This window comes from Spiroplasma endosymbiont of Dioctria linearis (assembly GCF_964030865.1).
Classification (GTDB): Bacteria; Bacillota_I; Bacilli_A; order Mycoplasmatales; family Mycoplasmataceae; genus Spiroplasma_A.
On the sequence record NZ_OZ034984.1, the window covers coordinates 568590 to 583116 of the forward strand.

The 14527-nt window shown below is 23.7% G+C and carries 12 protein-coding genes and 1 pseudogene; 2 read left to right on the plus strand and 11 right to left on the minus strand.

Annotated elements, in window-relative coordinates:
• The first annotated feature begins 319 nt into the window (after nucleotides 1–319).
• Nucleotides 320–1661 (plus strand): annotated as a pseudogene (locus tag AAHM84_RS02415) (ISNCY family transposase).
• Between the two features lie 316 nt (nucleotides 1662–1977).
• On the opposite strand, the gene AAHM84_RS02420 reads toward AAHM84_RS02415, so the two are convergent.
• The 4 genes from AAHM84_RS02420 to AAHM84_RS02435 all read right to left on the minus strand — a co-directional run bounded on the left by AAHM84_RS02420 (nucleotide 1978) and on the right by AAHM84_RS02435 (nucleotide 3929).
• Nucleotides 1978–2118 carry a hypothetical protein gene (locus AAHM84_RS02420; RefSeq protein ID WP_342259323.1) on the minus strand — a complete coding sequence of 47 codons (141 nt, stop codon included), beginning with the start codon at nucleotides 2116–2118 and terminating at the stop codon, nucleotides 1978–1980.
• A gap of 435 nt (nucleotides 2119–2553) precedes the next feature.
• Nucleotides 2554–2694, minus strand: coding sequence for a hypothetical protein (locus AAHM84_RS02425; RefSeq protein WP_342259324.1), 141 nt, complete (start codon nucleotides 2692–2694; stop codon nucleotides 2554–2556).
• Between the two features lie 151 nt (nucleotides 2695–2845).
• Nucleotides 2846–3820, minus strand: a complete 975-nt coding sequence (locus tag AAHM84_RS02430) for a hypothetical protein (RefSeq protein ID WP_342259325.1) — start codon at nucleotides 3818–3820, stop codon at nucleotides 2846–2848.
• Nucleotides 3804–3929 (minus strand): hypothetical protein, encoded by a 126-nt coding sequence (locus tag AAHM84_RS02435; RefSeq protein WP_342259326.1) that lies wholly within the window; start codon nucleotides 3927–3929, stop codon nucleotides 3804–3806. Before AAHM84_RS02435 ends, AAHM84_RS02430 begins: the two co-directional genes overlap by 17 nt.
• 1001 nt (nucleotides 3930–4930) lie before the next feature.
• Between AAHM84_RS02435 and AAHM84_RS02440 the strand changes: the two genes are divergently transcribed.
• Nucleotides 4931–5566: a hypothetical protein gene (locus AAHM84_RS02440; RefSeq protein WP_342259327.1), complete on the plus strand. Its 636-nt coding sequence runs from the start codon at nucleotides 4931–4933 to the stop codon at nucleotides 5564–5566.
• 455 nt (nucleotides 5567–6021) lie between these two features.
• Here the strand turns inward: AAHM84_RS02440 and AAHM84_RS02445 are convergent, their stop codons facing one another.
• The 7 genes from AAHM84_RS02445 to AAHM84_RS02475 all read right to left on the minus strand — a co-directional run bounded on the left by AAHM84_RS02445 (nucleotide 6022) and on the right by AAHM84_RS02475 (nucleotide 14504).
• Nucleotides 6022–7137: a hypothetical protein gene (locus AAHM84_RS02445; RefSeq protein ID WP_342259328.1), complete on the minus strand. Its 1116-nt coding sequence runs from the start codon at nucleotides 7135–7137 to the stop codon at nucleotides 6022–6024.
• Nucleotides 7138–7139: 2 nt separating this feature from the next.
• Nucleotides 7140–8306 (minus strand): hypothetical protein, encoded by a 1167-nt coding sequence (locus AAHM84_RS02450; RefSeq protein ID WP_342259329.1) that lies wholly within the window; start codon nucleotides 8304–8306, stop codon nucleotides 7140–7142.
• A 184-nt stretch (nucleotides 8307–8490) separates the two neighbouring features.
• Nucleotides 8491–9615: a hypothetical protein gene (locus AAHM84_RS02455; protein ID WP_342259330.1), complete on the minus strand. Its 1125-nt coding sequence runs from the start codon at nucleotides 9613–9615 to the stop codon at nucleotides 8491–8493.
• A 2-nt stretch (nucleotides 9616–9617) separates the two neighbouring features.
• Nucleotides 9618–10058: a hypothetical protein gene (locus tag AAHM84_RS02460; protein WP_342259331.1), complete on the minus strand. Its 441-nt coding sequence runs from the start codon at nucleotides 10056–10058 to the stop codon at nucleotides 9618–9620.
• Between the two features lie 449 nt (nucleotides 10059–10507).
• Nucleotides 10508–13309 (minus strand): glycosyl hydrolase family 18 protein, encoded by a 2802-nt coding sequence (locus AAHM84_RS02465; RefSeq protein ID WP_342259332.1) that lies wholly within the window; start codon nucleotides 13307–13309, stop codon nucleotides 10508–10510.
• Nucleotides 13310–13694: 385 nt separating this feature from the next.
• Entirely contained in the window at nucleotides 13695–13874 is a 180-nt protein-coding gene (locus AAHM84_RS02470) for a hypothetical protein (protein ID WP_339031120.1), read from the minus strand.
• A 129-nt stretch (nucleotides 13875–14003) separates the two neighbouring features.
• Nucleotides 14004–14504: a lipoprotein gene (locus AAHM84_RS02475; RefSeq protein ID WP_342259333.1), complete on the minus strand. Its 501-nt coding sequence runs from the start codon at nucleotides 14502–14504 to the stop codon at nucleotides 14004–14006.
• Nucleotides 14505–14527 lie beyond the last annotated feature (23 nt).

The window sequence follows — 14527 nt, forward strand, 5'->3', positions numbered from 1 at the left end:
TTATCTATAAATATTATATATCAGATTAACAATTTATTTAATAACAAAAAACTCCACAAAGGAGTTTCATGCTATACCATATTTAATGATTATTGCCCCAAATACTGATAGTAAGGGAATGGAGTGTGTATTTATCAAATTTTCCTTCCTCGGTTCCAATAATTCATTACTTAGTAACAAATATATTATATATGAAATAACCTTAATTGGTTATTTTTTATTATATATACAAAAAAAATCTTATGAGTAATAAGCGATTATGTCCCTACATATTAACAAGCGACTTTGTCCTCCTTTATAATCAATAAATGGAGGTTTTATGAAAGGACTACTATTAAATACCATGAAACAAGAACAACTAAGATTAATTAAGCAATTATTTTTAAGAAAAGAGTCTATTAAAATACAGCCTATAAATTAGGTTATAGTGTTAGACACACAAGAAGAAAACTTAAAGAATATCAAGAGATTGGAGCAACAGCTTTTATTCATAAAAATACCTATAAATAAAATTCAACAATTATTTAAAGATGAAATAATTGAATTATTTCAAACTAAATATTATGACTTTAGTATTAAACATTATTGAGAACTAAATTGGAAAAGAAAAATAATTTACTCTGCAATTAGACACATATTAATAGAAGAAAACATTTTAATTGAAACTCTTAACAGAAAAACAAAAAAAGATATTCGTAAAAATTTAAAGGCAGCAAACCAAGAAAATTTAACACGCGAGTATCTTTCAAATTCAATTATAACAAGCAAACCCCATCCTACGCAAAAGAAAATTGTAAAATTTGGAGAAATCTACGAAACTGATGCTTCAAATCATCAATGAATTAAGAACTTAAAATGTCATTTGCATATTGTAATTGATAAAGCTAGTAAAAGGATTTTGGCAGGTTATTTCAGCGAACAAGAAACTACTGAAAGTTATTATAATATCTATAAAAAAGCCTTTAAACATTATGGTTTACCAAAACTAAATGTTAGTGATAATCGCAATGTTTTTAGTAGTAAAAATAATCATGACCATTTTGGTGATAGTGTCTCAAATACACAATTGCAGTTTATTTTTCACTCTTTAGGAGTAAATACAAAAACAACCTCAATCCCCAAAGAAAAAACATTAGTTGAAAGAACTTTTGGAACATTACAAAGAAGATGACCTCAAATAATTAGACTCTTAGATTTAAAAAATATTGAGCAGTTAAATAATTATTTACCCCATCTTATTCAAGAATACAATCAAGATTTTTCAATACCTTTAGACCAATTAGAATCAGTAACTAGAAAATTTGATCAAGATGAAGATATTGTATTCTCTTATCGAAGTGAAAGAATTATTGATAATGGTCATAGTATCAGTTTTAAAAAAACTAAGTGATTTATTTGTAAGTGCTTTACTCCAATTTACTTTAAGCCAAAGTTAAAAGTAATGGTTATGGAAACGATAAATAAAAAGTATTATGCACTAATTGGAAATGACGTTTAGAATCTTATTCAAGTTGAAGATGAACGCTTACATAGAAGTATTAAAACACTATCTAATGAAGAATTTGAAACTACTAAAGTGCCCAAAATTCACTCTTCTTGAAAAGCATACTAACTGATATTTTTTTGATAGAAAAAGAAAAAATACAAGATCTATTTATTAGATAAATCTTGTATTTTGGGACATAATCGCTTATTACTCATAATTAACAATTTATTTAATAACAAAAAAAACTCCACAAAGGAGTTTTATATGCTATACTATATTTAATGGTTATTGCCCCAAATGCTGGTAATAAGGGAATGGCGTGTGTATTTATCAAATTTTCCTTTCTCGGTTCCAATAATTCATTACTTAGTAACAAATATATTATATGAAATAACCTTAATTGGTTATTTTTTATTATATATACAAAAAAAATCAGATAAATTAATTATCTCAATTGTATTAAAAAATTCAATTAAGGTCATTATTAATTTTTATCCAAACATAATAGCTACAATCGCAAGCAATATCGTACATAATGGAGTTATTACTTTCATAACATATTCTATGATTGGTGTTGGATCTTCAATTGCTTCTACAAATAAACTAATCCCTCTTTCTAAAAATTCATTCATTTTTATTTCTCATGTTTTGAAATAAAAAAAGACCAGTATCTAGTCTTTGTTTATCTATAAATATTATATATCAGATTAACAATTTATTTAATAACAAAAAACTCCACAAAGGAGTTTCATGCTATACCATATTTAATGATTATTGCCCCAAATGCTGGTAGTAAGGGAATGGAGTGTGTATTTATCAAATTTTCCTTCCTCGGTTCCAATAATTCATTACTTAGTAACAAATATATTATATATGAAATAACCTTAATTGGTTATTTTTTATTATATATACACAAAAAATCAGATAAATTAATTATCTCAATTGTATTAAAAATGCGATTTTAAATTAAAAAAACAATAAATTACCTTTCAATTTTCATTAAATTTTTCTTTAAGTTCTGAATAGGTTGTGTATATTCTACCCATTAATATATTTTTTAATTAATCTTATTGACTTTTTTCAAAAGCTAATTGCTTTTCTTTATCAGGTTTATCTCAAATCTCAATCATCTTTTTATCATTAACATAACTATAATTTTTACTATTAAGTGTTGGACCATTTATAGTAATTGTATTAAGTAAAATCACAAAAATTAGTTTTTTCTTTTGAAAGTTTAATTATCAAATCATACAATTGATTTTGTTCCATATTATTCAAACTATATTCCATTTTTAAGCAATTTGGTTGAAGAAAATCTATAAACTTTACTGGTTATTAGCTAAATATATTAATAATTTTTTATCTATATCTAGTACATCAAAAAAAGTATCCATTATGGACACTTTTTTCATTTAAATTTAAAATACTATCAATTATGTTTCTAGCAGATCGATATGGTAAAAATTTTTTAATTAGCATTATGTTATCAACTGCTAAAAGACTATCATAATCATTCATGTAGTTTTTATCTATATACTTCATTATTTCTTGAATATCTTTTAACACATATTTATCTTTAGTTAAATAACTATTATTAATATAAAAAAGTAAATTTTCAAACCCAATAGAACTACCTGATATATTATTTTGAGACTTAACTGTTTTGGTATCGCGTACCATTTGAGTAAAGCGACCATTAGTTTGTTTATCTCTTTCATTGAATTTTTCGACCATTATGGAATCGAAATTTAAATACATTTTTGCATCAAGTTGTCCTATTAAAGAAGAACCACTATAATAATTATTTTCGGCTTTAAATTTATATTCGAAAGTCGGAGCAATATCATATTCTTCATTCTTATACACTAATTTAATTACTTTATTATCAAGTGTTGTATAAAAATTTTTATTTGTCTTTAAAAAATTATTTAAAAGAAATTTGAACTCAAAAAACTCAGATTTATAGTTTTTAAAATCAAATGGGGTTTTTTCTTCATTTGGAATTTTATATTTTGGATTAGTAAAAACCAATAATTCTTCATTTTCAGAAAATAAATATTCATTTGTAATAGCTTGCATATTGATTCGAACATTAATATCTCAGTCACTGTTTGAGATATTAGTGTTTCTTGCATTAGATCCTGTAATGTATGTATTAAATTTATATTTTGGATATTTAAATTTATTAATTTCACTTATTACATATTCTACATCATCGTTTATTTTATAGTTAACAATATTATTGTGGTATTCAAAGTTATTAGTTTTAATTAATAATTGACTATTAGTAATTGAAAATAAAAAAATTAACAAGATTTTAAATATTTTTATCACTATTTTTTCCCTCTTTTACCTTTCCCTCACTATTAATATTGGTTGTTAAATTAATAATACTAGGATTTGTTAATAAAATACTTCCTATTATTGACAATAATTTTAACATTTTTAATTTACCTTTCTTACTAACCCACCCTACCATCCTTCTAAATTTTATTACAATACTAAAATAAATTATTTTTAATTTTCATTTTAATAAAAATATATTGTATAAAATAAGGGCTAATAATTTTTTTCTAAAATCTACTAAGTTACAATATTTTAATAATTAGTATCTTTGCATTATTTTTTTATAAAAATATTTAATTCCATAAAATGAATTTATCTTATAAAAAAATAAATTTAAAAGCGGAACAATACAAATTTAAAAACTTAATCATATATTACAAAATTATTGCAAATGTTCCACGATAGAATCATGATACATTACTAAATAATTTCAGATATAAACTGGGTTTTTGTATATAAAATTCAATTGATGCTGAGACAACTCCAATTGAAGCACTATTATCTGAGGCTATAACTACTCAAGAAATGTTAATTGTAAAACTATATAATACTAATTATTTTTTGTGCTTTTCTAAATTAAGTAAATTTGTAACTAAAAAGACTATACTTTTTTCTTTCTTATATTTGATTCTTTTATTTTCAATACATATAATTCTAACTACAGTTTAATTACTCTCTTTATTTATTCGAAACCTTTTAAAATTTAAATAATAGTTTAAAAATATTTAGAAAACTATAATAAGAAATTATTGGAAAATTCTAACTGTTTTTGAAAAAAATAAAAAATTAACTTATAATACTTTTGAAAAGTATTAGAATTAGTATTTAAATTATAATCTATATATTTATAAGAAGTTCAAAAAATATTTTGAACATTTAATATTTCTCAAGTTTATTACTTTCTCCTAAATATGACATAGTGTTCATTTAATAGAACTTAAGAAGGAAAAGAAAAAAAGAGAACAAGCAGAGAAAGAGATTTAATTATTAAAAAAGTCCATAGCATCATTTCTAATAGGTTATCAAAAGGTTAATAAAAAAACATATACAAAAAAGGATATCAATCAGATATATCAAACAGTATATGAATTATCATTAATGGGAAATGATGCGAAACAAACTCTTCTAATTTATGGTGTTGGCTATCGTAGTTATAATAATTGAATTAAAAGAGGAAAACCTGAATATAAAAGACAATATCATATTCATGCAAAAGAAGCTGTAGAAAGTATTTATTCAAGAAAGGATGGTATATTTGGTGCGGAGAAAGCTAGATTAAAGATATTAAAGGACTTTAATATAAAACTTTCTAGAGAAACAATTATTGAGCTCAGAACAGAAGTTTTATTAAAACTAAAAAAGAAAATAGCTTCTGCTAAATCAAAGACAAGGATGGGAATAAACACCCATAAGAAACATACTTCATTAGATCTTATTAAAGGAGATTACAGCTCTAATAAATATTTAGAAAAGATAGGAATCGATGGTACATGATTTAAAAATATTTATATTAGAGGAGTTAAAACAAAATGATTATTTTTACCTGCATACGACTTTTACTCTAATGAAATTAGTTCATATTCAGTTGGCAACTCTGAAAATATACTAGTAACTCTTGAAATGCTAGAAGGTTTAGTAAGAAAAATGAATTTAGTTAGAATAACTAGAATTATTATGCATAGTGATTTAGGTTTTGCGTTTACAAGTAAAGAAACACAAAAATTTTGTAAGTAACATAATATAATTAGATCAAATTCAGTTTCAGGCTTTAAAGGTAATCAATTTGTAAAACAAACACATAGATGAGTCAAAAAGTATTTTTTTTAATATTTGGTAATAAATTTAATAATGATCAACATTTCAGAAGTTGTATATATAAATTTGTTAAAATTTTTAATAGTACAAATATAATCTTAAAAAATGGATGTACACCAAACGAAATGATCCAAAATTTTAGGAAATAATGTTACTTAGGCTCCCCAATACCAATAATATTCTATAGTTATTTATAATTAACAATTCAATATCTTTTATACTTTTTTTAACTAAAAATATTTATAATGGCTTTAAATGTAATTTAAAAATAAAAAATAAAAAAACACCATGTCTAATATGGTGTTTTAAGAATAATCACTTATAAATTTTTACTATTCACATGTGTCTCATCAATTGCAGTTCAAATATATTTATTAAAAACTATAGAGATAAAAATCCTCAGCCACTTTTGTAAAGCTTCCAAAATAAAATTTATAACTAATTTCTGTAATTGTAGGAACTAATATTCCTAAAAAATCAGGATTCAGTTTTACATTAATATAAATTTCAAGTTCCGGACTTTCAGGTTTTCCAACAAGATTAATTAATTTATTTTTGGAGTCTTCAAATTGACCACAATAATGAAGTCGATCTACTTCAATATTTGCAGGTCTAGTTATCTCACAAAAACCTACTTTTGGATTTTTCTCATGAAAATTTTTAAAATTATATTTACTATCATAAGGTGTAATATCTATAAAATTATTACTCATCCTTTTATAAATAAAGCTATCTGTTTTTTTCATACCTCAGTATCAATTACCAAAAATGTCTTCCATTTTTGTTATAAAATTTAATTGATCTTCTAGAGTAAAACCTTCAGGTTGTAATGCCTCAAAATTAGGTATTGCATATTTGTCATCTCCTCAAAAAAGGAATTGTACTCCTTGATCATTAAGCATATTATGTTCTCTTCAAAGATTATAAATGTTTTTTTTATCAATTCAATAATTTCTAATAGGATAAACAATCTCTTTGCTATAGGTAAATATATCACTTTCCTTAGAATACATTGTTACAGAAAAATTACCTATTTGATAGTCTCCTATTTTTAATTTATTCTCATCTAAACTGTAAATATTATCAGAAGAACACTCACTTCCTTCAATTGTTAAACAATTATAATTTTTTTCTTTTTTAACTACTTTTAAAAAAATATCATCTTCTCTATATTTAATTTTTTTTAAAGCATAGAACTTATTATTTTGAAAAAGGCTATCAAATTTTTCAATTGCTTTTTCTAATCCCTCAAAATTGTCTAAGTATGATTTGAGAATATAGAAATCCATTTCGGGATTAGTATCGTCTCCAAAGTATTCGATCAAATAATTTTCAAAATCCTTAATTGTATCAATGTATACTTGTTTTACCACTTTTGAAGGAATAGCAATAAAATCAGGTTCTCTAATAAAATCTGGAGTACAACTTATAGCTAAAGTGCTTGGAATAATTGTTGCAAACAATGAAGAATAAATAGTTAGTTTCTTCATAATTAACTGAATTTAATGTCTGATATTGACATACTTGCTTCTGCTCTTGCTCAATAAGCATTTCAAGCTGAAGCTCAAACCCAAGTGTTTACAGACAGTCTTATTTCAAATTTAAAATTAGTTAATCAAGTAGTAGTCAATGTACCAAAAGATTTTTCTTGATTTACATTTTTATAAGTTAAATCAAAAGCATTAATTGTTGTATTTTCATTAACATTAATTCTTTTATATTTTGGCTTAATATGATTACTATCTTTGTATTGCTCATTTTTTGGATTAGGTTCTTTTTGGTTAACAGTATAATTGAATCTTCCCATTCCCTGAGTATAGTAATTTGTATTTAAACTATAATCCATATATTTATAAGAACTTAAAAATTTACTTTTACCTAAATCAATATCTATTACTACTGCACTAGTTTTAAAATCAGATTGCTCTGAATTATATGCATCAGATCTAGCTGATTGTGTTCCAACATCTGCAACTTTTGAAAAAAGATCGTCAAAAGTTATAATTACAGAACCAGTATAGTCTGAATTCATAGTTGAGCTAGCTACTGCATTTTTATAAGTTATTGTTTCTATAAAAAAATCACTTTCTTTTAGTTTATTTTTTCTATTTGCTGCCAAGACAAGTTCCTCTAAAACTTGTCTATTTAATTTTGTAACTTCACCCATATTAGTAATTTTAATTGCTTCACTTAAATTAGGTTTTATAACCGTATTTTCATTTATTAGAGAAATATCTAGAATGTTTAGTATTCCTTCAAATTGATTACTATCACCCATATATAACATAGTTAAATCTCCCTTAGATTTACTTCCCTCAGTAGTAGGCAATTGTGGCATAGCCACAAATCAGTCATCATAATTTTTTTGAACAGAAGTTATAATTTCTGAAATCTCATTTTTCTTATCATTTATTTTTGAAAGTTGTGATAAAATAGTTATCACAACTAATTTTTCATCATCTAATTTGTTTTTAATAGGGTATAAATTTACTTCCCCACTTTTTAATTCTAGTTCAGTTAAATTAATAGTTGCATATTCTGAATTGAGTAAATTATTCTCATTCTTTTCTAAAATATGTTGATTTGTTTCCAAAACTAATGTTGGAACGGCAGTGATTGATAAACTAATACTTGACAAAGTCGCTAATAGTTTATTCATATTTTCATCCTTTCGTGTATGATTTCTCATACGCTTATATATTAATTCTTTTTTTTAAATAAATTTAAAAAATCAACATTAATTTCATAAAAAGTGGAACAATTCTCAATATTTTCTCATTTTTAAAAAATAATGAATTAATAATTTCAAAAGCTTATAATAATATTCTGCTTTTTTAAAAAAACTACTTATTAATAAAGTAATATAAAAATTTATTGTCTTTTATATATTTAATTTTTCCAAAGTACATTTTAAAGCTGTTCTTTATATTTTCTGGATCTAATATATCTAAATATTTTTCATTTAAAGGTATATCTAAAATTATTTCTAGTTCATTATTCTCTAAATTCATAATCCTTAATTTATTTTTAATTCTTTCAAGTTGAGAGCAATAATGTAAATTTTTTTCTTGTAAATTTTCATTAGAGTTTATTTCACAAAAATTTATTTTTGGATTTACTTTGTGAAACTTTCTAAAGTCATATCTTTTAATTGGTTCAACAATCTGTGCAAATTTATTACTTAAATAACTATACATAAAGCTTTTTGTTTTTTTCATCTCTCAAAATCAATTACCAAAAATGTCTTCAACGCTGGTAATGAAATTTATTTGTTCTTCCAAAGTAACTCCATTTGGTTTCATTATTTCAAAATTAGGAATTGTAAAGTAATCTTCATTTATTAAAACTTCTTGAATTTTTTGATCATTCATTAAGTTATGATTTTCTCAAAGATTTGAAAAATTCTTTTTATTAATTCAGTAATTTCTAACTGGAAAATTTAATTGTTTTTTGTAAGAAGAGCTAATTCCTTTTAATGACTCTATTAAAATATTAAAACTTCCTAAATTATACTCTCCAATTTTTACAATATTATTATCTTCAATAAAGGTTGTTCCTATTTTGCAAATCATTTTATCAATTGTTTTACAATTAATATCTTGTTCAAGTTCTTTTATATTTAACTTTATATTATCTGTTGGATACTTGCTTTTATTTAAATATTTCCTTTTATTTAATTCATATAATGAGGTAAATTTATTAGCTAGAGTTGTAGTGATATTCCCTTTCCCTATCTCTATTTCAAAATCATAAAAGTCTTTTTTAGGATTTTCATTATTACCATAAATATCATCTAAATATTTCTCAAACTCAAGAATTGTTTTTTCAGTAATTTTATTAATGATTTCTAATGGAATTCTATCAGAGTCTAATGAAGGATTTGCCCTAATTGGTGGTCCACAACTTATTACTAAATTAGTAAGAATAATTGATGAGACTAATGAAGAAAAAATTAAAGTCTTTCTCATAGCTAATTTAGTTTAATGCCTTTAAAAGACATCTCACTTAATTTTTTAATCTTTTTTTTATAATTTCTTCAGTCACAAAAATTTGTATCTTTATTAATCATATAATAATATTTTTTATTTATATAATTGAGAAAAGTTACTTTATTATCATTATTTAAAAAATTATTTTTAATAGAATCAATATTAACACTTGTAAGGCTTGATACTTTAATAGTTTTTTCAATTATAGATTGATTTTTATTTTGTAACTTATTTCAAATATAATACATAATTATTTTAACTACTTGGAAATTTAGTTTATTGCCAATTAACTTTAAGTAGACTAAATAAGATACAATACTATCATTGTTTTTATAATAAAATTGAACTCTATTCCATCTTAAAAATGGAATAGTTTCTATTGATAAACTAATACTAGACAAAATAGTTAATAGTTTATTCATTCTTTTTCCTTTCTCGTATAATTTTTATATACATATATATATTAATTAGATTAAAGAGAAAAAATAAAAAAGTTGATAAAATATTAAGAAAAAATGAACTTTTTCTAAGATTTGTTTCATTTTTTAAAAAATATCAATTGATAACAAGTCTGCCTTAATTTAAAAAATCAGATTCTACCTTAAAAAGACCATTAGATATTAATTATATTTTTAAACTCTCCTAAAGAATTTGTATTTAAAGTAATTTACTTTAAGAGTTTACAAAATTTCTAAATCAATATAACTTTATTATTTCTAATCTCATTATATATATTGAAATTTTAACTTCATTTTTCAAAAAGTAAAAAATTTATAATGTTAAGTTTCTAAAGCATCATATCTCAAAAAAGTAAAAAAAATCTTATTCAATATTTTGAATAAGATTTTAATTGATTATATTAAACTACAAACTATTTATTTCCTCAAGTTTCTTTAAATCAAGTTTCAAACATTCAATTTGAAACAGCATCATAGTTAATAGCTCATGTCATTAATCCACGAATATGGATATTGTCATTTTCTAGTAAAACATATGATTTATATATTGATTCTCTTGTTGCTGCACCTCTACCTGCAGGTTCATTAGTAGCAGCTCCTAAAACGAATTTATTTGTTGGAATTTTTTCATAAAAATCGTTTTGGGCACTATATTTTGTTGTTAAGTATTTTGTTACTAAGTAGTAGAATTCTCCTCTATACTCAGTATCATCATTTGAAATATATGAAGTATTAACTCCTAAATAGTTTTTTTCTTCTTCATCAACAAATGGTCCAAATGCTCAACCATTATAGTATTGAGGATTTATAAAGTCATATAGACCATCAAGTCCTTTTAAGAAAGGAATATAACTTGCTTGATTACCACCTTCTGTATTGTATTTTAAATATGGTAACTCTGGTGCCATTGTTAACATAAATTCTTTACCTTTTGAGTTTTGAATTTTTTTAGCTTCTTTTAAAGCTGAGATTGTAGTTTGTTGACTTTCTCTGTCTCCAAGTGCTCCACCTTCTCAATCAATATCGATTCCATCAAATCCATATTCATCCATATATTTAATAAATGTAGCAGTTAATTGATCAGTTTGATCTTGTCTAAATCTCATTTCTCCACCAGTAGCTCCACCCATTGATAAAATTACTTTTTTACCAGCGTTTTGTAAAGATTTAATTCCTCTTTGAATTCCCTCTTTACTTGTTGGACTAAATGCTTCAAAAGTAGGCATTGCATATGGTTCTCATGTATATAAGAATGAAATATCAATTACATTATATGCAGAGTTTAATAATTCATTACTATTTAATAAATCAACTGGAGTACTATGTTGGCCTTCTCCACCTCATTCATATCAGTAACCTACTAAAAGTGCATCATTTGAAGGTTTTGGTTTCTCACCATTTTCTTCTAAACTAAAATTGATTACAACTTGTGATTCTTCATTATAAAATTCAGATTTTGCCTTTGTTTTAATTGTAGCTCCAGTTGTAGAAATGTTTTTAACTTCAACTTCATCTTTTTTAACATTTTTATTTTTAGCATAAACTGCATCCAAGATTGTTGAGGTATTTGCGTTCTTAATTACTCCTAAATTTATTTGTGTTAAATCAACAGATAAATCTTTTTTATTTGAAGGTTTTTCTTTTTCAAGAACTTTAAAGTTAACTTCAATAGAACCTTTATAGATTTTGCTTCCACTAATAGAATTAATAGTTGCACTTGTTTCTGTTATGTTTTTAACTTCTAAATGTCCTAAATCTAAGTTTGTATTTTTTTGTGCTAAAGCACTTAAAATACTTACTTCTGTATTTTGATTAAGATCACCTAATTGAGTATTTTTAATAATATCATTTAATTCATCAGGTTGAGATATTGAAACTACTGTGTAAAAATTAATATCAACAGTTCCTTTATAACTATATGAATTTTCTTTTGCTTTAACTGTTGCTGAATAATTTGTAAATTCTTCAGTTATTCCTTTATTGCCAGTTTCTTTTATATTAGAAATTTCAACTTGATTTAAATCTAATCCTTTATTGGCACTGTCAATTAACTCTTTAATTTTTAATTCACTTAGATTTTCACCTTCAGCTAAATGAATTGCTGTGCTTTTGCTTTTTTCAAAGTTTGTTTTTGTAATAACTTGACTTAATTCTTTCTTTTCAACAGGTTTAGCATTTTCTGAAACACTGTATGAAAGTCATACTTCATCTTTATATTTAGATTTACCTTCTTCATTCGGGATTAAAATTGAGTTATACTCATTAGTATTTTTTAAAGTTAATTTTGAAGTATCTAAATTTGGATTGTTTATTTTAACAGCTTCCATAATTGTAACTTCATTTATATCTGAAATATTACCCAATCAAGTTGTTTTAACTTCATTATAAAGTGAAGATACTGATTCAGAACCTTCTGAATTTCCTTTTAAAGTAAAACTAATATAACATTCATCTTGGTATACTGTTGAACCAGATTTAGCAACAACTTGTGCTCCTCATTCAGTTACTGATGTAACTTCTAGTTCATTAATATCAATTTCACTATTTTTTGCTTTAACTTGATTTAATATATTTTTTTCAGTTTCTTGTTCATTAGAACCAGCTTGTATTTCTCCCAATCAGCTGTTTTTAACTGCTGAATAAAGTGCTACTGCTGATGAATCTCCACCATTAATTACATTATAAGAAACTGTTGATTGTCCTTTATAAAGAGTTGAATTACTCTTTGCTTCAATAGTTGCTCCTCATGGATTAATAGCTTTAACTTCTAATTCATTTGTGTTGATTAATGGATTAACTCCTTTTAACTCTTTTAAGATTTCTGCAGAATCATTGCTAGTGATTGTCCCTAATCATGTATTGCTAATAGATTCTCATAAATATTGAGAATCTGCTTTTCTATTTCCAAAATCAAATTTAACACGAGCCTCCCCATCGTAATCGGTTGCTCTATTTTTTGCAACAAAAGTAGCATTTCCATTAAATAAATCAACATCTTTTAATGCCAATTTATCTGTATCTACTTTTGGATTATTTTGTTTAAGTGCACTCTTTAGAATACTTTCACTTACATTGCTTATTTTTCCTAAATCTTTGTTTTTAATGATTTTATCAATGTCCTTTGTATTATCTACTTTTAAATTACAACTAACAACAGCTGATGATGTTGAAGCAGTAAATGCAATTGTAGATAAAATTGATAATAGTTTTTTCATTTTTATAGTCTCCCATGTTTTGTATTATATACAATTAAAAGACATTGTCAAAAATGAGAAACTTAGAATAAGATAAAAAAATACTTTAAAAGTTTACTTTTTAGTTAATTTGAACTAAAAAGCACATTTATATTTAAATATTTTTATAAAAAGAGGAATAAAGCATTAATAATACAACTCATAATATGAAATAGTAACTAATAAGATAAGTAATTACCTTAATATGTAAAAATATTTTTAAATATTAATTTTAAAAAGTAATTTGTAAAACTATTCAATTTCTTATGTTATATAGATAGATCTGCTTTAGCTGAGAAATTAGTATAAAAAAAGTTATTATCTTAAAAAATAATAACTTTCAAAATTCAATTAATATATTTCTATATTAATTTGCATATCCACCTTTTGGTCATACTAAGTATAATACTCCAGGTATAATTGCTAAAATTAATAATAAAATTAATGTAATCAATTTATGTTGTGGATGTAATAATCAGTAAATTATTCCAGGTATAATTGCCAATATTAATAATATTATTAATAATAATAGACTTTTATCTTTCATATGTTTTTCTCCTCAAATTAATTATAAATAATTTTACCTTGAAATTCCATAAAATATTGATTATTTTATAAATAAATTTATCTACTTCTTTATTAAAGATAACGTTGAATCAATTAATAAGCTTAACAACTAGTCAACTCCTATTGTTCCTACTCTAGCTCATTCTTGAATTTTCTTCATAAATTTTTTTGTATCCTTTGTTAAATTATCATATCCTTGACTTTTATCCATAAATTGTTCGAAGTCATTAATACTTTCGCTTTTATAAGTTTTTCCTGAGTTCTTTGATACTAATTGGTCACATTCAAATTGAAGCATTTTATAAGATTTATAAGCTTTAATAAAACTTTCGTATACTACACTTCTTTGTCTAGATTCACTTTTTAATAGTATTTGATTATTTTCACTTTCACTGCAATTTAAACATTCTGCAAGTTCCTGTTTAATTATTTCATCCACTTTTGTTTTTTCTTCAGTATAATAATCCAAAGCATTTATAATATCTTCTTCTGATTGAGGTTGATCTGGTAATTCAAATTTAATTACCTTTTCTTTTTGACATGAAATAACCATATTAGATGTAGAAACAAATAAACTAGTTGCTGAAAATAGTGTTAATAATTTTTTCATTTATTATTTTTCCCCTTTAAAAC